Source organism: Pseudomonas sp. CFII68 (assembly GCF_000416195.1).
GTDB classification, from domain to species: domain Bacteria; phylum Pseudomonadota; class Gammaproteobacteria; order Pseudomonadales; family Pseudomonadaceae; genus Aquipseudomonas; species Aquipseudomonas kilonensis.
Map to the genome: position 1 here is coordinate 39,957 of NZ_ATLN01000022.1, position 19,942 is coordinate 59,898.

Here is a 19,942-nt window from a genome sequence, read left to right on the forward strand (position 1 = left end):
ACCAACCAATCCTGTGGGACTTAACCTAAGAAAACTCAATTAGCCGGTGCAGAGTACCAGCCTTTCCCCGTAAGATTCATGCCGGCCATTGTTCCCATATGGCCGCTCACGTCAAGCTTGCCGAATCTGCCAGGACCCCAGATGAATCGTAATGACCTGCGGCGTGTCGATCTGAACCTGTTGATCGTGTTCGAAACACTGATGCATGAACGCAGTGTGACTCGCGCGGCCGAGAAACTGTTCCTAGGCCAACCGGCCATCAGCGCCGCGCTGTCGCGCCTGCGCAGCCTGTTCGATGACCCGTTGTTCGTACGTACCGGCCGCAGCATGGAGCCTTCGGCCCGGGCGGTCGAGATCTTCGCCCTGCTCTCCCCGGCCCTGGATTCGATTTCCACGGCGGTCAGCCGTGCGGCGGAATTCGACCCGGCCACCAGCACCTCGGTGTTTCGCATTGGCCTGTCGGACGACGCCGAATTCGCCTTGCTACCGATGCTGCTCAAGCGCCTGCGGGCCGAAGCACCCGGCATTGTGCTGGTGGTGCGCCGGGTCAACTACATTCTGATGCCCGGTTTGCTGGCGTCCGGTGAAATCTCCATCGGTGTCAGCTACACCGACGACCTGCCGGCCAACGCCAAGCGCAAGGTCTTGCGGCGCAGCATGCCCAAAGTATTACGGGCTGACACCGCCCCAGGACGACTGACCCTGGACGAATTCTGCGCTCGCCCCCATGCCCTGGTGTCTTTCGCGGGTGACTTGAGCGGTTTCATCGATGAAGAGCTGGCGAAACTCGAGCGCAAGCGCCACGTAGTGCTGGCCGTGCCGCAGTTCAACGGCCTGAGCACCCTGCTGTCGGGCACCGACATCATCGCCACCGTGCCCGACTACACCGCCGACGCGCTGACCGCCGCCGGCGGCGTACGCGCCGAAGACCCACCCATACCGGTGCGCAGCTTCGAGCTGCACATGGCCTGGCGCGGCTCCCAGGACAACGACCCTGGGGAGCGCTGGTTGCGGTCGCGGATTCAGATGTTTTTCGGGGATCCTGAGAGTCTTTAGGCGTCGTCGGGCAGGCGATTCAGTTGATCATTTTTGCCTTTCCACAAACCATGGAGCTCCATTCATTTCCAGTGGATTGCTGCATTGGGGGCACATCTGAGGGCATGCTTTGGATGGTTTGAAAAGGATGCCCCCAACCTAAGGTCCGGCAGCCCCTTCTCGGAAAAGTCATACTACTGGTCGCAAACCGCCGTCGAGCGCTATCCGATTACATCAGCGTGTCGATTACTATCTTCTGGCCCCTATGAAATACTGCCGGCCCGGTGCAGAGACACGATACGATCCTCCCCCCGAACATAGCGGCATGACCAAACGTGACGGAGACCAACACGATCAATGAAGAACCGGTGTAAGCGTATGGTGAATTACCCTCTCGCTCTTATGGCCGGGGTCGGGTAGGTGAATTGCCGGACGGCTTAGACGTTGATCACCTCCAACCCCCGCCACGAATACCCAATCTCGCGTTTCTTCACTGGGCCACCGATCCGCGGCAGCGCCTTCAAATTTCACGGCCATGATCGAGAAAGTTCGAAGCGCGAGGATCAATCACAATCTTCCTCCGAGATATCCGAAAAGTCTGTGAGCACATCGCAATTGATGCAGTGGCACATGCCGGAAGCGTCTTGGTAATGCATACCGCAAAAGCATCCACAAAACGGGCAGCACTCTTGAATCTCCAAATCACCCCACGCCCAGACGCCCACGTATTCCGGTAACGCGTCTCGCCCATACCCCGTGATTTCGAATGCATTAGCATTTTTCGCTATGAATCCATCTTCACCTTCATCCATCAGGATGGGCAAGACGTCAGCAGGTTCGATTCGGAACCATTCTCCTATCTGCCTCTGTGGCGCGAAATGGATGTGGAGCTTCCTTTCAAGAGCTGCATCATTTTCTGAATGAATCCAGCCCATCACCTCCAAAGGAAAGGGGCTACCGGTCTGTAGCTGACCACGCCGGCGCGTGATGTCGCTAGCGCGCCCAATTTTGATGTGGATGCAATTGTTGGCCTGTACCTGACCAATGAAATAGACCGGCATCGCATTTTTCTCGATAGAGGTGAGTCGGGACGAAGGGGCTGAAGAAATCCGCTGGCTCACCCTACTGAACCTAAGGGTTTATCTTTCGGGTGACATCAAGCTTACGATGCATCAGCGATACCATCGTGAGAATGTCGAGGGCGTCTTGCTCGGACATAGGCCAATCTATCTTCGTCGCATGCGCCAAAGGATTGCGGACGGCCCCGAACAGTCCGATTAGCAGATTCGCAAATCCCTTCTGCTCACTTTTCTCAGATTCGGTGGCCAGGGGGCCCAAGGCAAGCATTGGGCTTTGCCCAAGGAAAGCCTTTGTCACCAAATCGGCGCCATCACCATTCAAGCCCGAAAGATTTCGGATTCGTGCCGCAATCCCCTTTGTAGCCTCAAATACGGCGTGGAAGTAATTTTCGCTCAACAGTTCTGCCCTACAATATTTCAAAACCTCCTCATGTACTGCTCGGGCTTCTAGCGCAGCTTTGAGCCGGCCTACACGAGCACGGGCCACATCCAGTGTGGTTGCCTTGTCCGCACGCCCGACCTTTCCATCATCGCGCACATAGAATCCCGAGAATGCTAGGACAACGTTGAGTTCATCCCTGCGCCAAATAAAGGCCTCACGATCCCGGGCGTAGCTCACAGGATTCATAGCGCTGTTGATGAAAAGAATGAGATGGTTCCCGACCTGATGCTGCTTTTGCATTTGTGCCAAAGCGTTGAACAAGCGCTTCCACTTGGTGTTGTTGGCGTCGGCGTCCGGAACGCGAATGTCTTGGAGGAGATATCCAATTTGAGTGCCGCTCAAGCCACGTTCCGTATCAGCCAGAACACGACATGCAGCTTCTAGGTGTTGCGAACTAAAAGGTGGGATGCGGGTACTCAAAGCCAATCTCCATCGGTAAACACTAGAGTGCCGCTCGAGCAGCTGCGAAAAATAGCCCATAGGCTAATGTATCGAATGAGAGAGCGCACGAGGTGCTAGCCCTCAATATCCGATCTGAGGTTTTCCTCCAGATGCTCAACTCTGGATGTGCCCGGAATTGGGAACATGACCGGCGAGTAGTTCAGAAGCCATTTCAAGGCATGGGTTGCCGAGGCGGACTGGCCTCGAACCTCACCGGTTGAAAAATACCTTCCGGCGCTCAGAGGCGCGTAGGGAATGAACGCTATTTCGTTCTGCTCACACCAGCGGATCACATCCTCGGACTGGTTATCCAGGATGCTAAATTGATTCTGAACCGCGGCGATGGGTGCAATCGCGATCGCCTGCGTGATTTGAGGAATATCGACTTTCGACAAGCCCAGGCATTTGATCTTCCCTTCTTGTCGCATCTGCTCAAGCTCCTCGACCTGGTCAGCCAAGGGGACATTTGGATCGACACGGTGCAAGTAATACAGATCTATCGCTTCGACGTTGAGCTGCCTGAGGCTCATCTCAACGCACTGGCGCAAATACGCTGGAACGCCGCATGGCGTCCACTTGCCGGGACCTTGACGGGTGAAGCCACCTTTAGTTGCAATGATCAGGTCGTCAGCATAGGGAAACAACGCTTTACGAATTAGCCCCTCGGCCACATTTGGCCCATAGGCGTCAGCGGTATCGATGTGTTGCACGCCCAACTCCACCGCTTTACGCAGGAGCTGGACGGCTTCAGTTTCGGAAGCAGGCGGGCCCCAGATGCCCAGCCCCGTGAGCCTCATGGTGCCAAATCCGAGACGCCTCACCTGCTTTCCTGCCAAGAGTCCCGTACGGGGGCCGGTCATAAGTGCTCCAACCTTTGAAGGATTTCGATGTGTAAGCTATCGAGAAGAACATCTCGTACGTCAGGAAAAAGCATCTGATGCTGGATCCCGAAGTCGCTCAAAATCTGATGCAAATGGCTGTCGACGGACGCCCTGAAAGGCAAGTTGGTATCGCGTCCTGGGCCGAGAGCAATGGAGCTATCAAGCCTGGTCGCAACGATCATCGTGTAGCCAGGAAGCTGGCTGGTGATTAATGATTTGACCGCCTCTACCTGGTGCATCGGTGCAGATGTACCTCGATGCTCGACTGCGGCATTCCAATACGCCACGGCATCCATGATCGGTCGATCGACCAATATCACCTCGGCAGTGTCAGCCGCTGCTCGTTGCGCCTCAAGCGTACGGTCGATAAACCACATCGTGGAGTCGTAGGTATGCTGAGTGAGCAGCGGGATACCTTGCTGTACCGCAAGCTTCCCGAACGATGGGATGGTAGCAACGCAGATGCCTTTGCACTCAAGTGAAACTTTGAGCGCTTCACAGAAGGTGGACTTCCCCGTGGAGTGGGTTCCAGTGACACCTAAAAGAACAGGCTTCACCATAGGCTTCCTTGTTCCGGGGGAGGCGATTGCTCGTAAGGTTGCGTTTTGAGCTGCGCGATTTTGCAGATCTCCTGCCAAGTGCTGGCAGCCGACTTTTCGATGAGATGATCAAGCAATATGGCCGTCGCATAAGCATCATCTGCTGCCCGGTGGAGCTGGTCGGCGACCTTGTCGCGCAGCCCTGTGTCAATGAGCAATGACTCAAGCCGATGACTCTTGGCGTTAGGGTAGACGTGACGAGCAAGTTTCAAAGTGTCGATGACCCCCACTGGCGACCATTCGGGTAGGTGACGCTTCATCACGCCATAGTCGATCGACGCATTGTGCGCGACGAACCATCGGCCCTGCAGGTGCTGCTCGACGTCATCCATGATCTCAGCCCAGGATGGGCAATTTTCCAGCTCCGCGTTTTTAATACCGTGGATTCGCTGGGCCTGCCAAGTGATCCGGTGGACGGGCTTGATTAACCAAGACAAAATCTCGCGGTTTTCCGTCGGTGGGAATGAGGCGATTCCCACCTCGACCAAGTCGGGTGGCATATGCCCATTGCCCTCAACGTCTACGATGATGACTGGTTCAGAGGGCCAGGCGAAGTCTGTTTTTAGCATCAGAGATTCCTTGTAGCCTCGGCGCGGCCATGGCGCGCGTAGTGATGGGGTTTGTCAGCGTCGTGCACCTGATAGCCTAGTGAGTGCTGTAAATAGTAACGACGCTGTTCATCCAGGCCACGAACGACAATCGCACGGTCGTTCACCTGCGGGGCTTCCACAGCACCCAGCTCTTGGCACATTCGATTGAGAATCTGCAGATCTGGCTTCTTCCATGCCGCCTTGCAGATGGAGAATTGGGAGCTTGGGCAGGTATCGCATAGTTCGGTGATGCCGAAGTGTCCGTTGTAATCGGGTTGTGCATGCGCAAAGGCGACTCCGCAAGAGGTTTTGTGGAAGATCGGTGTCACCTGATTTTGTTCCCCATACAATCTGAGCAACCTATGCTCATCTTCCAGCGGGAGTAGTTTTCGTCTTGCCGTCATTTTGTAAGGTTCAGGGATTCCTTGGCTCTGGTAAAACTCGGCTATTTCCTTTCGATAGAACAGCCCGCTAAATACGGTCGCATGGGCATGGTTGGCCAGCGCCGCGGCCTTTGCAATGTGTTCAAACGAGTCGTTTAGCCCTGGAACGATTGGGCGCCAATACAACACCACTTTGTAGTGCCTGGCATGGCGGAACAGCATCTTCAGACTGTTGGCAGCGATCGAAGACTTGATGGGCTCGACCTTCGGATCATCAATTCCTGAGTACGTAACCAGCACTGTTAGCTTGATATTTCTGAGCGTATTGAAGCGCTCGCAATCGTCCTGAGATACACGCCATCGAGTGATCACAAGCACATTGTTGGTCAGCCCGGCCTCATCAAGCATACGCAGCAGATTATGGGTATGACTCTTGACCTCGGGGAGCATCGGGTCGGTGGCCCGGTTGAACAACTGAATGGGTGTGATATGAGGCTGGAAATACCGGTGAGTGATAAATCGCTGGAAGGCTTCTTCATCGCTCATCAATGCTTGCGGCGTTCGCTGATCAAAATTTCCATAGAGATGACGAACGCAGTAGCTGCAATCGAGTGGACAGCCAATAATGTGATTCAAGCTCAGCCCGCTTTTGCGGTAACCGACAGGATCTACAAGGTTCGGGTTGGCGTTTTTTAACTGCGTCGAGTCGATGATTCTGACCTGGGATCTCACTGCGATTCTCCTTGCTTGCCATCGGATCATCAGATGGAGTGAGCGCCCATTTAGGGTGCCTACCCGCCCATCCTTGGTAGGTAACAGTAATGGCTAGATGATAGCTTGATTTCTGAGCTCACGGGCAAGCCCAGCTCATATGGCTGAGCCAGTAGTTTCGCTGTCCGCAGCATCCCACGCTTAAGCGCCCCTCATAATGTGATCCAAATAAATTGCGAACCCAGCGAAACGCACTGGATCAAAGGCCACTAGTAGAAAGCCTCGCAGATCAGATAGAGCACTGCAGCACGCGCTTGACCAATTGCACGATGCTGGAAATGGTGCTTCGTTCGCTTATTTGCTGCTTTGAGGTCATCATTTGCACTGCGGACGACTTGAAGTGGACTAGACAGATGCTCGGCCCGATCACCCAGACATCGAGGATCGACGTCCCTCTAAATGCCGCCGGGGCTTTGACCGCAGAACTCTCTCGATCCATTGTCCCCGCGCTTCGCCTCCAACATTTGATGTTTGGTGACCGCTGACCCGCCAAGTCAGCGCGCTCACTTCCTGGCCGAAGAGGGACTGGCCGAGCATCGCGGGCAGCGCGTCATACTGAGAAGAGGAAACGCAACAGTGTATAGTTAGCGTCGCAGAGCATCACGAGGCTCAGGATGCTCGCACAGCGGTTGCGTCGTCCGTCCAAGCTTGCAGATCGATCAGACCCGTTCATTCATTCTGAGATGCAAGCGGTTGAAGATCTGACCGGACGTCCCTAGGTTTCGCCAGCCTCGAAAACGTTGGCACGCCGTTGACCACGGACCGAAGCGATCTGGCTTTTCTCAAAACGAAGCCCCCGAAGGGCATCGATTGGGTTTCTTAGGATTTCGTGCAGAGTGCCAGGCACCATGCCCGGCAGTCTTTTCATTTGAACTTTCAACAAGCCCCCCAAGGGTTGGCGATGCCATCATTACGCTTAAACGATGTCAGAATCGTGTCGTTGCCTCGGTGCTCTCCAATGCATTGCCACCAAAATTTCTTAACAGTTCGTTAGTACTGGATAATCATGTCCCTAAAATATTGATGATTCGTTATCTTGTGACTGAACAGGCAATCCACGAACTCTCCATACCCTATCCCAATTTCGTTCACCATTTCACTAATAACAAATTTGTGCCTAAACCCATCATAAATCTCCTGATGTAGAGTCACAAAAAACTCTTGAAAATTTACATCTTGATAACACTCAGACAGGACACCCGACTCATAATGATACATCCTTTTAGATTCACCGTAGCCGTACTGAAACAAATCATCCAATCTTTCAAGTAAAACATTCTCCATATGTACCAACTCATCTCTAGACACATCATGATTGCATTTAAAAGCACAGAACAAATAGTAATTAGGGTTTGCTGAGCTGTATGACCGAGAGCCCAGATCCCCCATAGTTATACCTATCTTAGCGAAGCGGTCATTACCTGCGTCGGCCCCTAGATATAGCCATCTATCCACTGACGTAAAGTTCATCATTGTCTGCGTATAAGCATGATCAAGCTTATAGTCATCAAACGAAATCGATTCATCCCAAGGAAACTTGTCTTTTCTCAAAATACCACCCAGCTCATTAACGAATAAAAACAGCTTTAGTAGCGGTTCCGACATACGGAGATTTTGTCGCTTATCCTGATCAAACTCGCAGCCGCTTCCAAGATCCTCAATCAGATGGGTTTGAGGTTCATCTTGGCTTCAAAAATCAGCAGATCGCTTTCCTCGTTGTTTATCATCATGTTGACTAGGCGAGGGCTCACTTCGATCTCGCCGCCAAGCGCCGCACGCACAGTTTCGGGGTACCGTTCGAGCATCAGATCCGCTAGGCCATGGCTGTAGCCATCGCGGATGAGCTTGATCTTCGTGTCATCCGCAGTACCGTATTTGATGAGTTTGTAGAAGCCTGGATCCAGGGCACCTACCCCATTCAGCACCTCGACGAACTTGAAAATCTTGTTGTCGAAGAAATCGTCCTCGTCCTTGAGACGGACAATTGCCAGGTTAATACGCTCGCCGTCATCCTTTTGGGAGATTCTTACCCAGTTCTCGTACTTGCTGTCGCGATATTTGGTATCACCCCATTTACCCACGAATACGTGATCGCTATGGCTAGTCTCGACCAGCTTTTTCCAGTACGCGAGCGTCTGTCGGATCGTCTGCTTGACGCTGAGTTTCTTCAGCTTCCAATCCAGGATCATGGCGTAGAAATTCCGGGCAGGCTCTTGCTTGAGACGCACCAGGTCGCTGTACTCTCGGCTGTCGTCGAAGTGATCGACGAACGATTTGGAGATCGCAAGCATCAGCCTGTCAACGGTATTGATGACGCCGTTCGCCTCGATGCCTCGTCTGATCTTCCGTTCAATAGCCTCCTCCTCTGAGAACACGTCAATTTCACTGACACTGTTCGCAATGAGGAGCTTGCCCACCTGAGTGGTAACGTACCGACACTCTCGATCTTTAACCACGCCAGGATGCATATTCTCAAGACGAGCCACGGCGTCGTCGTAGAGAACCGACACCTTCCCATCGATGATCTTGGTGGCTTCAAGCAGAACGTTGCTGACAGTGTCCTTGACCACCTTTGAGACGTTGACGGATTTATCGTAGAAAGTCTCAAGCGCTGCATTGTCGCGTGTGTAGCCATTTACGCCCAACAGGTAGATGCTGGACTCCAGCTTTCTCAACGCAGCCTTAGCTCCAGGCGCAAAGACCTCACTGAACCGGTTGACGCGTCCGACCAGGTTCTTGAATTGAGATGGCGTCAGCTTTTGCTTCCCTTTGAAAAAATCAAAAACGAAGAGTCGTTCGATCGGCAGGTTCACCCCTTCCAGAAGTGTGGAGTTGCAGACCAGAAACCTCATCTGCTTGGAGCTACTGAAGAGGTTCTCCAAGTAAAGACGGATGGTGTCAGGGATCGAACCATGGTGGTACATAACCCCTTTGCGCAGGCAGCCGATCAGTTTGTAGCGTCGGTCAAAAAGCTCCCCTAGCTCGGCACAGGCCGTCTGGATCAGCGGACAATCTACGGGCGGCAGCACGGCCGCCAGTTCAACCGCAAATGACTCAATGCTTTTTTTCCTGTTGCCGTAAACGATGTTTTTGGACAGTGCTTCGCCTTTGATGAGCTCGAAGCAGTTGGCATACCTCCGATCGAACTCCATCCAGTCATTCAGGAAATGGTCATAGAGCTTGAGCTTCGTCTGGCCCCTCCCTGCCCTAAAATCCCTGATGTAGAAGCGCTCAGACTTGATGTACTCGTCGATCTTGAATCCGCTCGGGATCATGTCCAGGAAGCGCACACGGACGTTGAGTTCATCGCATAGGAAGGGAGTCAGGAATTTGAATGATGTTTCCGGATTACGAGCCCCCAGGATGCACAGCATGGCAGCAAGTAACTCACTTCTGCGGTCGCTCTGCAGCAGGTTGTGGGCCTCGTCGACGAAGACCATATCGAAGCTCAGCCCGGCGTTCTCGTTCAAGAGCCTGTTGAGCCGCTCCTGGGTCAGGACAAATGCCCTGTTCTTTCGCTCAACCGAATACATCTCGGGGTGGGTCACCACCTTGCCCAACCCCTCAATGTCCGCGTAGATCAACCGTTTTTTCGTCTGGGCCAGCAGAGCCTTAGAAGGCACGAGGATCAGGATCCGCTGCCCTGGATTTTCCCTCACCGATTGGATGATGAGCTCAGATTTACCGTAACTGGTCGGAGCAACCACGACTGACGACTTACGGTACTCCGACTGAACAAATGTCCGCAGGGCATCCTGTTGCTCAGTCAGCACGATGCCTTGATCACGGAAGGTATCGATGTAGCTGCCCACGATGTTTCGGATGAACGACTCGCTGCGGTGATCATCCTCCGAAAAGTAGCTGCTGATTACTGCTGAAACAGGGTGCAGACCACTGTTGAGTGCTACATCGTACAGCGCCTGGTACTGACCCGAAGCGTTACCGTAAAACAGGATAATGCGGTAGCCGAGACGCCGAATTTCGAGGGTCTTGTGGTTAAGGAGCAGCACGGCGATCGCCAAGAGTTTCACAATCTCTGTGTTACCCAGTTCGTCTCCCTTGAGGAGTTGGAAATACAGATCCTTGAACTTGGTGTTGCCCAGCTTCCTGATAGTCAGCTCTTCCATGCTACTGCTCCGCCTCCTGCCTCAAAAACTCTTCCAGCTTTTCCATGGTGCCTTTGTGGAGGGACAGCACCCACACCGTTTTGAACACAGCTTCAGCTACCAGCTTGGTGGTGAAATTTGACACGGTATTTTCGGCGATAGCCTGGGACACTTCGCTGAACAGGGCAGAGACCAGAAACACATTGTTGTCCGAAGCACTCGCCCCGTCTTCTTCAGCCAAATCACCTTCCATCTCCAAGATCTCAATAACCGAGTCCCGGTAATTAGCTTTGTTGTGGATCGCATTTTTCGCGGCATTGATCGCGTTGAGCCAGTGATTGAGCTCCGGCTCAGCCAAACGCCTCTTGAGGTCATCCCGAGCCAAACGCAATTGCGCACTTGTGGCCGAGCAAGAAGTCTTGTCCGCCCCTCTGCCGCCCGACTTGACCTCGGTGATCCAGACGTTGTTGGTTGAGGTCTCGTATAGGAGGAGATCGAAGCCCTTCCGGATACTCTTCTCTTCCATATTGAAGAACGGGGAGACCACATCGAAGTTGGGGAAGAGCTTCAGAATGATGACGTGAGACAGGAGCTCACCCAGCATACCAATCCGGGTTTCCCAAGTTTTCTTGGAATAGCGCTCGCTCCAGAAGTGCTTAATCGTCGCAGGGTATTTGTAGATCGCCCTGTCCTTGCTGGCCTGATCAGCACCATGGCAGATACGGGTGAGGTTTTCCCTCAGCGCGAGCTTAAGCTCATCAGAAAAATTCTCGACACAACACAGGGCATACTGGTCTACCTGCTTGAAGCTCACGCCATCCATAACACTTCCTACAAACACTAAACCGCAGAATCCTCTTGCGGTAGCTGCGCGCGATCAATGATCCCGCCCTGATTAAGGGTAGGCACCAGCTGAGCAGCTGTGCGCGCGAGTGAGATCTAGTCAGGGATGACCGATAGCGGCACTGTGCCAGCGTTACCGCAAGTTAGCGCGATTGTCGGGACCGGTAAACAAGATCGGAGACAATTTTTGGTACAAATCGTCGGAGTCTGCGTGACAGCTGTATAAATATCCAATCGTTCGTAGGTCAATCAGCGTCGGATTGAAAGATACGCAGCACTGTAGACAGCCCCATCCAACGCCGCTGGTCATTCCCGACTGAGAGGTAGGCAGCGTGAGCCACTCCCCCGCACTTATGAACTACTGAAAGCCATCTGAATCCATCTGGCTCTGTCGGAAATCGTCACTCGCGAACCTGATGCACTGGGGGCAAAAATGGGGGCATCACCAGTTTTTTAAAGCCTGAAACCACCGCCCTAGAGCCCAGTCAAAATGTTCTTTGGGGATCCAGACAGCCTGTAACAGAATTCAACCGAGTCCGAAAAAACTTTTCATAACATGTTGAGTGCCCTTAACAGGCTCAGTCATTGAAACAGTCATGGCGCACTCAACAACAGATTACGATCTCGGCCTCGCAACATCCGAGGCCAGACCTCTGACCCCTTCAGATTAAAACCTTTGTGGCATCACACTCCCCACTCAGACTCAAACCAATTCAGCTAAAGATGCCGGATTGAAGCCCTTCAGATCCGCGTAATCGCCTTTTTCCACTTTAGCGACCCAGTCCTTGTCGCTCAGCAGAACACGTCCTACAGCAATCAGATCAAACTCTTCGCGCTCCATACGCTCGACGAGCCGTTCCAGGCTCGCAGGGGTTGAGCCCTTGCCGGCGAATGCGTGAGTAACATCGTTATCCAGCCCGACCGAGCCGACGCTAATGGTTGTCGCCCCAGTGACTTTCTTCGCCCAGCCTGCGCAGTTCAGCCCGTTCTCACCATCAATTTCGGGAAACTCAGGGTCCCAGAAGCGTCGCTGCGAGCAATGCAGAACATCAACACCCGCTTCGACCAACGGCAGCAGCCAGTCCTCCATCAGTGCAGGGGTCTCGGCGAGGCGCACCCCAAAGTCCTGCTGCTTCCATTGGCTGACGCGCATGATGATAGGAAATTCGGGGCCGACTGCATGACGAACGGCAGACACGATCTCAGCGGCAAAACGCGAGCGCTCTTTGATCGTCGGTCCGCCATAATGATCGGTGCGCTGATTGGTGCCGGCCCAGAAGAACTGATCGATCAGATAACCATGCGCCCCATGGATCTCAACGGTGTCGAAACCCAGGCGTTTGGCATCCGCCGCGGCCTTGGCGAATGCAGCAACCGTGTCAGCAATATCCTCTTCGCTCATTGCCACACCGCGCGGCTCGTTTGGTGAATCGAGACCAGATGGGCTTTCAACCGGCGCATCAGGCTCCCAGCCGCTGATGTCACGCACTGCACCGGTGTGCCAGAGTTGCGGTCCCATACGACCACCCACACTGTGAACCGAATCGATCACGTTCTTCCATCCGGCCAGCGCTGCCTCACCGTGGAAAAAAGGAATGCCGGAACCGTTACGTGAAGCGGGACGATCGATGACGGTCCCTTCCGACAAAATCAATCCGGCCCGACCTTCAGCGCGCCGCCGGTAGTACGCAGCACTCCCTTCTCCGGGAATGCCCTGCGGCGAAAATTGCCTCGTCATGGGCGCCATGACAATCCGGTTTTTCAGTTCAAGCGAGCCGATGGAAAAAGGACGGAATAAAATGCTGGTATCAGGGTTCGACATTGGATGGACTCCATTGCTTTGGGGAGCCACATAAGTATATTTTGTAGACCTAATGTCAATTAGGCACCTAGAGTAGCCTAGGTATACATGAGGAAACTTCGATGCTGGAATTGAAGCCACAGTGTTTTTCGGCAGACTGCCCGAGCCGGGCATTATTCGACCAGATCGCAGACAAGTGGTCGATGATGGTTCTGGCTGTGCTTGATGACGGGCCGCATCGCTTTAATGCCATCAGGCGCCGCCTGGAGGGCGTCACTCAGAAGGCACTGACACAGTCCCTACGGCGGTTAGAACGAAATGGCCTCGTCTCGCGCAAGGTCATTTCGTTCTCGCCCGTGGCAGTGCAGTATGAGATCACCCCACTTGGTCAAACATTGCAGCAGCCATTTCGCGAATTGCATAAATGGACGCTTGATAAATTGCCTGATGTTGAAGCTGCCCGGTTGAAGTTTGATGAGGCCGCAGAAATAAGCTGACGGAGTGATTCTTTTTATTGAGCATATTTCAGATTATCTGGGACAACTTGCGTGTGAGTTCTTCACCTGCTGCCGGGCACGATAGTCCGATGCGTCATCTGAGAGAATGAGTCTGCCCCGGACACTTGTTGCCCCACACTCTTCGTCCCCTTTGCCGCAAGGGCGAGGTAACGGACGAGGGGCCTGATCGTTTCTCCGCGTCGTCTTACATACTCGAATCACGCGTGACGCGGTTAGTCGAGCCGCCCACCATTTTCCCGTGCGTGCTTGATGTCTCTGGAGGGTGGGGCTCCGAAACGTCGGGCATATTCGCGGCTGAACTGGGCGACGCTTTCATAGCCGACGCGCAATGCGGCGGTGTTCACGTCTAGCCTATCGGTCAACATCAGGCTGCGCGCGGCTTGCAGCCGCAACGATTTTTGATACTGAATGGGGCTGGTACCCGTCAGCTTGCGAAACCGGTGATGCAGGGTAGAGCTGGCCATTCCTGATCGTTCGGCGAGCTCGGCCACGTGCAGCGGCTTGTCATAGTGATATTTCAGCCACTCAATGGCTCTCACGATGCCCTTGTCTCGGTAACCATCGCGAGTGACGCTGCGCAACAAATGCCCCGCTTCACTGAGCAGCAGCCTACCGTATATCTCCCGCTTGATAAGGCCCGACATCAAGCCTGCTTCAAGCGGCCGTTCGATCAGCGTGGCGAGTCGAGCGAACGCATCGAGCATCTCACTCGTCGCCACACCGGATACGAAGCCCCGCGCCTCAGTAGCCATTTCCTGCTTTGGCGATTCCAGGGTCAGGATCACCTCGTTGAGCATGGCAAAATCGAGCTTCAACACAACTGATAAATAAGGGGTTTGCTCACTAGCCGCGTTAACGCGAGCCAGTGTGGGTATATCGACCGAAGTGACAAAAAACGCCCCTTGCCCGAACTCACAGGCTTCCTCGCCGAACGTGATCTCCTTTGCGCCCTGCAGAATGATGGCCACGCAAGGCTCATAAATGCAGTACTTGGGCGTACCCAGTTCGGCCACTCGATAAAAGGCCAAACCTGGAATCGACGTCGTGCAAGCCTCGGCCAAGCCAATCTGCAAAGTGACTTTTTCGATAAGCCGTCTGAGTGCCTGGAGGCGTTCGTTGGGCTGAGCGGGTTCGTGCACGCTCAGGGAATGCACATGGCTGGAACGGAATTGCGAGAAGGAACCGCTCGTCATTACATGCCCCCCTATTTACGGAATGTTCGAGTCTGCTGAGAGTGTGTGACCAGCACAAGTGCATCGGCAGGATTGTGCAAAAGATATGGCGCATTAGGGTCACCCGGCCAACCCTCGTTGTTCTAACTTCTAGTACGAATACCGGCTTCGATGAGCCCGTGAAACCTCAGTCGCGAAAGGAAAGTTGGATGGACAGACGAGATTTTCTTACCTATTCGGCGACGGGTGCTGTTGCAGCCGCTTTGCTGCCAGCATTGAGTGTCGCAAGTTCGGCGGCTACAGCCCCAGCGCCCTCTTCGCTGACAGAGCGCGGAAGCGTGATGCCTACGCAAGGGCGGCTCGTGCGCGCAAACCTGCCCCTCAATCCGTCCTCCCATACAATGAGATACATGACACCTCAACGATTTGGCATGGGCGGGACGCAGATCGGCAATATTTTTGCGCCGATCAGCGACGAACAGGCGGACTTGGTTCTGCAGGCTGCTTGGGATGCGGGTGTAAGGCTTTACGACACGTCGCCGTTCTACGGGTTTGGCTTGAGCGAATATCGTCTGGGCCGCTTCCTTCATGACAAAGATCCAGACGACTATGTGATCTCCACCAAGGTCGGTCGCGTATTGACGGCTGCGGGTGGCCTGCGCGCGGACCATGCCATCTGGAAGTCGCCAGCCCCCTTCAACTACCGATATGACTACACCGCAGCAGGCACGCGACGTTCCGTGGAAGACAGTCTGCAGCGTCTGGGGCTACCACGTATCGATATCGTTTTTATCCACGACATCTCGCCCGATAACACTGAGCTGGAAGGCGGATGGGAAGCGGCGTATCGAATTGCGCGCACAGGGGCGATGGTTGAGCTTGAAAAGATGCGTGATGAAGGGCTCATCAAGGCATGGGGCTTCGGCGTCAATACGCCGAACGCCGTGGTTCAGGCACTGGCCAGTAATGACCCGACGCCAGACATCGTGTTGCTCGCCTGCCAGTATTCCCTCCTAGACCACGGCGATGCGTTGCGCAGCACCTTTGCGGCATTGAAACGAAAAGGCACCAGCGTCGTCGTTGGAACCCCCTTGAATGACGGATTTCTGGGCGGTCGCAACCGATATAACTTCAGCCAGGATCTACCTGCCGGTGCGGTAGAAAAGCGCGCGCGAATCATGGCGGTTGCGAGCCGACATGGCATCGACATTCATACTGCCGCCTTGCAGTTTGCAGCGGCACATCCACAAGTGTCCGCGATCATTCCGGGGGCGCGTTCGCCAGGGCAGGTAGTTTCCAATGTACAGGCGATGAAGGTCGGTATTCCGGCAGCCTTTTGGGAGGAATTGAAGAGCCAGAGTTTGATTGATGCTCAAGCACCGGTTCCTTCCTGAACTGAATTGGCGTTTTACCGGAGCAAACTTTAACTTCCTTTCACGACCACCACTTATATCCATAACATTGAGAATTCAAGGACCTTATTCTCCAGCAAATAAACTGTGCACGCGTTCAAATAGGAACGCGAGCCTAAGGTCGTAATAAATGAAAACACGAACGTCTCTCATGATTTTCGGCGGCCTACTTGCGCTCTCCAGCAGTGGTCACATACTCGCGGACACACTTGCGCTTAGCGTTCCGTTGCCTGATCCACTCCCACAGTTGAAGGTTCTGACACTCCTTGTAGGTTTACACCTGCTCGGTATGTGTTTCGGTCTCGGCGGGGCGACGATGCTGGACCTCTGGATTTTGCGTTGGATGCGTAGGGGTAGCCTCCCCGTTGAAATCGGACGCACCTTTCACTTCATCAGCGACGCGGTCACTCTTGGACTATGCCTCCTGTGGCTTTCAGGCCTTGGTTTCCTTGCTCTTTATGCGATGGAGTCGCCGGAAAAGTTTGAAAATCCTAAACTCTGGGCGAAGGTCATGGTGGTGGCCGTCCTGACCATCAATGGAATAATCATTCACGCGTTTGTATTGCCAGAAGCACTGCGCGACTTGAGTCGCCCCCTGCTCTTTGGAGTCTCCCTCAGGAGAGCTACCTTGTTTCTCGCATCAGGTGCAGTTTCGGGTGTGTCTTGGTACACAGCTTTTGCCTTCGGCATTCTTCGCGAGTTAAACAATAGTGTCACCTTCACCCTCTTGGTCATCATGTGGCTTACGCTGATAATAACCGCCTCTCTCGCAGCCATTCTGCTCTGGTTAAACTCTGCAGCGAAAGTAAGAAAACGCCCTTCGTTCAGTCCTCCGACTTAAAGATAAAGGTATTGTTTGTAACTGCCCGGGCAATTGAGGCGAATCCAGCCAGTACTGACCGGCTGCACTGAGTTGATTGCGGTCACGCTGGCGGTGGATGTGCGTTAGCCCTACATTAAGGCCCACCACACCCGCGCGGAATATCCATGACGCCCCTCCAGGACAAAGGCACCACATCAATTGCCTTGGTGCATGAGGCATTGCATAGCGCCAGGCAAAGGCAACTGGACCTGACAGCTGCGTTAGCCAATGCCGACATCGACTCTCAACTGCTCGACGCCCCAAAAGCCAGGGTCTCAGCGACCTCCTTTGCCCGCCTCTGGGTGGAGATTGCCGACCTGCTGGACGATGAGTTTTTTGGCATCGACAGCCATCCGATGCGTCGCGGCAACTTCAAACTGATGTGCCATGCGCTCCTGGACTGCCGCACGTTGGGTCAGGCGTTGCAGCGCATGCTGTCATTCCTGCGTCTTGTACTGGATGACATTCAGGGCGAGTTGCAGGTCCAGGACGATCTTGCATTTATCGTGGTACAGGACCGAGGTGTCTTGCGCCGTCTGTTTGCCTACGGCACTTGGTTTATCCTCGTCCACGGGCTGTCATGTTGGCTGGTGAATCAGCGTATCCCCCTGCACAAGCTCAGCTTTCGGGCGGCCAGGCCAGCGGATCAGAGCGACTACCGCATGCGCTTCTGTGAGGACATCGAGTACGACGCACCCGCGACCATGGTCAGCTTCGACAAAAAATTCCTCGACATGAAAATCGCGCAGTCGCCGGCCACGGTGGGTGCCTTCCTCAAGGAATCCCCTGGCAGGCTTGCCTGGACTCACCCTTGGCTTGAAGTATGCAAAAGGACAAAAGGTCGACCCGACGTTGCTGGGCTCCGCTCAGGCCGCCCGCTTACGACTCGAAGGAGAGGACGGTAAGGAATGGGAGCGTGTGACCGATATCACTTACACCATCCAGAGTGGGCCGCTCAAGAATGTGTCAGCGCAGTGGCGAAACTCGACCAATCGGTCGACGTACGCCGATAGCGCCAACGAAAACCGCCTGATTTTCCGGTACACATTTAAATTTTGACGGATCACGTCAATCGGTGATCGGCTGCTTCAGCAGCCGGTCATGATGTATTTCTTTCCAAACAGGACACTCTCATGCCTGTCGCTTCGTTATGGGCGATTCTGGTCGCGTTAGATGGCCAGGACGCTGCAAGGCACCTGATACAGGGTATGTTCGGTCGTGCTACCCAAAAGCTTTTCCAGGCCATGGGACTGGACCCTGCCCATCACAATCACATCCATATGCTGCTCATCGGCGAACGCATTCAGCACCGCGACAGGGTGCCCTTCAATGAAATGACGTCGGTCAGCGGCCACGCCATGTCGGTCGGCGAGGTCGAAAAAGGATGTTGCATGTTCTTTGCGCAACTGCGCGCCGAGGTCCGAGAGTGTTAGCCCGCCGCCGCCCATATCGCCCATGTACACCATCGAAATGTCGCAGGCGTACAGCAGGTGCAGCTCGGCATCACATTGGATGGCGAGTCCGCGTGCCTGCTGGATGATCCGCTCATTGAGCTCGTTATCCTGCGCCAGGGTATTGGAAGCGTCGACCGCTGCCACGACCTTGCGCGGCAAGGGAAGATCACCTTCACCCATCAGGTACACCGGAACCGGGCAGTGGCGCAGCAAACGCCAGTCCAGTGGAGTAAGAAAAGCCCGTTTGAACGCGGACTCGTGCTGCACCTGCTTGATCAGCAGGTCGGGTTGCATTTCGGCGACGTGATCGAGGATGTCTTGCTGCATGTCATCGGCCCAGACCACCTCCGTCGTCACCTCGATGCCTCTTTCACGCAGGTGATTTGCCTGGTCTTTGAGCCAATCTCGATGGTCTTGCAGGTAGCCTTCGCGCGCCTGTTCCCGGTCGCCTTCTTCAAGTAGCGACAACAGTTTCCAGGAAGGGATCAAGGCCGCGATGTGCAAGCGCGCACCGCTGGCCTTGGCCAGGGCCGCGGCATGTTCCAGGGTTTGGGACTGGCGCAGGGCCGGGTTGATGATCAGCAATAACCGTTGATACTGGCTCATGATCGGACTCCATGGAACTTGCACGTTTGTCACGGCCTGCCACGGCGGGCCACTGTCGTGTTTGCCGCTGCAACAGGCATCTTCGTTGTAGGTTCACCATCCTCCGTCAGGGCAACCGTGACGTTGATATATATCAAGTACCATCGTCAGCCAGGCATTCAACGGCTCATGCGCTTGATCAGGTAGACATCACCTGAAGCTTGCGATCAAGGTCGATGAAACCATCGGCTTGCCAGTCCCAATCCTGGGCTTGGGCTGCATCGGGGGCAGGTGCTCCACCGTACTCCAGGGGCCGGTCGATATAGGCCGTCATCAGGCCGCACTCCCTGGCTGCCGCAAGATCGCTGTGGTGGCAGGCCACCAGGCAGAGTTCAGCGGGTTTGATGTCCAGTGCCCTGGCCGTGGACAGGTACGCCGCAGGATCCGGTTTATAGGTTTGCGCGAATTCCGCCCCCAGCAGCGCGTCCCACTGCAAACCGTTGTAGCGGTTCATGGCGATCATCAAGGCCACATTGGCATTGGACAAGGTCACCACCGCAAAGCGCCGGCGCAGCAAGGCCAGGCCCTCGGCCACATCAGGCCAAGGGTCCAGGCGACGCCAGGCATGGGCAAGCGTGTGCAATGCCTCGGGGGCAATCTGGTCGACTTCCAGGCCGTAAGTCGTCAACAACTGGACCAGCGTCTCGTAGTGCAACGTGTCCAGCACGACGAAGCCTCCATGCCCCTTGATGCACTCGCGCAGCGCTGGCGCATACAACCGGCGCCATTGCATTGCAAATTCTGCGGGGCTGACAGCGGGCAGGTAGGTCGATACGAATGGACTCGCCTCACGTGCGATGCCTGAATGCCAGTCAACCACGGTACCGAACACATCGAATGCCAACGCTCGTGGAAGCGTCATCGCAAGACTCCTCTGCTATTTACGACCCCTGGCGCGCCGGGCTGCG

Annotated in this window: 19 protein-coding genes and 1 pseudogene; 6 read left to right on the forward strand and 14 right to left on the reverse strand. The window is 54.6% G+C overall.

From position 1 onward, the window contains the following. Nucleotides 1-141: 141 nt before the first annotated feature. Nucleotides 142-1,056 carry a LysR family transcriptional regulator gene (locus CFII68_RS23675; protein ID WP_018601395.1) on the forward strand — a complete coding sequence of 305 codons (915 nt, stop codon included), beginning with the start codon at nucleotides 142-144 and terminating at the stop codon, nucleotides 1,054-1,056. Between the two features lie 542 nt (nucleotides 1,057-1,598). Here CFII68_RS23675 and CFII68_RS23670 read toward each other — a convergent pair. The 11 genes and pseudogenes from CFII68_RS23670 to CFII68_RS23620 all read right to left on the reverse strand — a co-directional run bounded on the left by CFII68_RS23670 (nucleotide 1,599) and on the right by CFII68_RS23620 (nucleotide 12,992). Then, nucleotides 1,599-2,096: a GIY-YIG nuclease family protein gene (locus tag CFII68_RS23670; protein ID WP_018601397.1), complete on the reverse strand. Its 498-nt coding sequence runs from the start codon at nucleotides 2,094-2,096 to the stop codon at nucleotides 1,599-1,601. A gap of 70 nt (nucleotides 2,097-2,166) precedes the next feature. Next, complete coding sequence (locus CFII68_RS23665) at nucleotides 2,167-2,976, reverse strand: TIGR02391 family protein (protein ID WP_033062388.1); 810 nt, start codon at nucleotides 2,974-2,976, stop codon at nucleotides 2,167-2,169. Nucleotides 2,977-3,071: 95 nt separating this feature from the next. Next, the gene (locus CFII68_RS23660) at nucleotides 3,072-3,857 is read right to left on the reverse strand and encodes an aldo/keto reductase (RefSeq protein ID WP_018601402.1); all 786 of its coding nucleotides are present in this window, start codon (nucleotides 3,855-3,857) and stop codon (nucleotides 3,072-3,074) included. Then, on the reverse strand, nucleotides 3,854-4,438 hold the full coding sequence (locus CFII68_RS23655) for an AAA family ATPase (RefSeq protein ID WP_018601404.1): 585 nt from the start codon (nucleotides 4,436-4,438) through the stop codon (nucleotides 3,854-3,856). The genes CFII68_RS23660 and CFII68_RS23655 overlap by 4 nt, the downstream gene beginning before the upstream one ends. Further along, nucleotides 4,432-5,046 carry a 3'-5' exonuclease gene (locus CFII68_RS23650; RefSeq protein ID WP_018601406.1) on the reverse strand — a complete coding sequence of 205 codons (615 nt, stop codon included), beginning with the start codon at nucleotides 5,044-5,046 and terminating at the stop codon, nucleotides 4,432-4,434. Before CFII68_RS23650 ends, CFII68_RS23655 begins: the two co-directional genes overlap by 7 nt. Further along, nucleotides 5,046-6,182: a hypothetical protein gene (locus CFII68_RS23645; RefSeq protein ID WP_018601408.1), complete on the reverse strand. Its 1,137-nt coding sequence runs from the start codon at nucleotides 6,180-6,182 to the stop codon at nucleotides 5,046-5,048. Before CFII68_RS23645 ends, CFII68_RS23650 begins: the two co-directional genes overlap by 1 nt. Before the next feature lie 651 nt (nucleotides 6,183-6,833). Further along, nucleotides 6,834-6,997 (reverse strand): annotated as a pseudogene (locus tag CFII68_RS28125) (IS5/IS1182 family transposase); the annotation flags it as partial. Nucleotides 6,998-7,211: 214 nt separating this feature from the next. Next, nucleotides 7,212-7,826 (reverse strand): hypothetical protein, encoded by a 615-nt coding sequence (locus CFII68_RS23635; protein WP_018601412.1) that lies wholly within the window; start codon nucleotides 7,824-7,826, stop codon nucleotides 7,212-7,214. A gap of 56 nt (nucleotides 7,827-7,882) precedes the next feature. Beyond that, the gene (locus CFII68_RS23630) at nucleotides 7,883-10,348 is read right to left on the reverse strand and encodes a DEAD/DEAH box helicase (protein WP_018601414.1); all 2,466 of its coding nucleotides are present in this window, start codon (nucleotides 10,346-10,348) and stop codon (nucleotides 7,883-7,885) included. A gap of 1 nt (nucleotide 10,349) precedes the next feature. Further along, the gene (locus CFII68_RS23625) at nucleotides 10,350-11,150 is read right to left on the reverse strand and encodes a hypothetical protein (protein ID WP_018601416.1); all 801 of its coding nucleotides are present in this window, start codon (nucleotides 11,148-11,150) and stop codon (nucleotides 10,350-10,352) included. 723 nt (nucleotides 11,151-11,873) lie between these two features. Next, nucleotides 11,874-12,992, reverse strand: a complete 1,119-nt coding sequence (locus CFII68_RS23620) for an NADH:flavin oxidoreductase (protein ID WP_018601418.1) — start codon at nucleotides 12,990-12,992, stop codon at nucleotides 11,874-11,876. A 101-nt stretch (nucleotides 12,993-13,093) separates the two neighbouring features. Between CFII68_RS23620 and CFII68_RS23615 the strand changes: the two genes are divergently transcribed. Continuing rightward, complete coding sequence (locus CFII68_RS23615; RefSeq protein WP_018601421.1) at nucleotides 13,094-13,468, forward strand: helix-turn-helix domain-containing protein; 375 nt, start codon at nucleotides 13,094-13,096, stop codon at nucleotides 13,466-13,468. A gap of 233 nt (nucleotides 13,469-13,701) precedes the next feature. Here CFII68_RS23615 and CFII68_RS23610 read toward each other — a convergent pair whose 3' ends face one another. After that, complete coding sequence (locus CFII68_RS23610; protein WP_018601423.1) at nucleotides 13,702-14,682, reverse strand: AraC family transcriptional regulator; 981 nt, start codon at nucleotides 14,680-14,682, stop codon at nucleotides 13,702-13,704. A gap of 389 nt (nucleotides 14,683-15,071) precedes the next feature. On the opposite strand from CFII68_RS23610, the gene CFII68_RS23605 reads away from it, so the two are divergent. The 4 genes from CFII68_RS23605 to CFII68_RS26400 all read left to right on the forward strand — a co-directional run bounded on the left by CFII68_RS23605 (nucleotide 15,072) and on the right by CFII68_RS26400 (nucleotide 17,994). Beyond that, nucleotides 15,072-16,055 (forward strand): aldo/keto reductase, encoded by a 984-nt coding sequence (locus CFII68_RS23605; RefSeq protein ID WP_172681154.1) that lies wholly within the window; start codon nucleotides 15,072-15,074, stop codon nucleotides 16,053-16,055. Between the two features lie 148 nt (nucleotides 16,056-16,203). Continuing rightward, complete coding sequence (locus CFII68_RS23600) at nucleotides 16,204-16,914, forward strand: hypothetical protein (RefSeq protein ID WP_172681155.1); 711 nt, start codon at nucleotides 16,204-16,206, stop codon at nucleotides 16,912-16,914. A gap of 146 nt (nucleotides 16,915-17,060) precedes the next feature. Next, complete coding sequence (locus CFII68_RS23595) at nucleotides 17,061-17,840, forward strand: AraC family transcriptional regulator (protein WP_018601430.1); 780 nt, start codon at nucleotides 17,061-17,063, stop codon at nucleotides 17,838-17,840. Next, entirely contained in the window at nucleotides 17,752-17,994 is a 243-nt protein-coding gene (locus tag CFII68_RS26400; protein WP_256211702.1) for an OprD family outer membrane porin, read from the forward strand. Before CFII68_RS23595 ends, CFII68_RS26400 begins: the two co-directional genes overlap by 89 nt. Before the next feature lie 110 nt (nucleotides 17,995-18,104). Here CFII68_RS26400 and CFII68_RS23590 read toward each other — a convergent pair whose 3' ends face one another. Continuing rightward, nucleotides 18,105-18,995 carry a universal stress protein gene (locus tag CFII68_RS23590; RefSeq protein WP_018601432.1) on the reverse strand — a complete coding sequence of 297 codons (891 nt, stop codon included), beginning with the start codon at nucleotides 18,993-18,995 and terminating at the stop codon, nucleotides 18,105-18,107. Between the two features lie 178 nt (nucleotides 18,996-19,173). Then, a complete protein-coding gene (locus tag CFII68_RS23585) occupies nucleotides 19,174-19,896 on the reverse strand; it encodes a haloacid dehalogenase type II (protein WP_018601433.1) in 723 nt (240 codons plus the stop codon). Nucleotides 19,897-19,942: the final 46 nt, after the last annotated feature.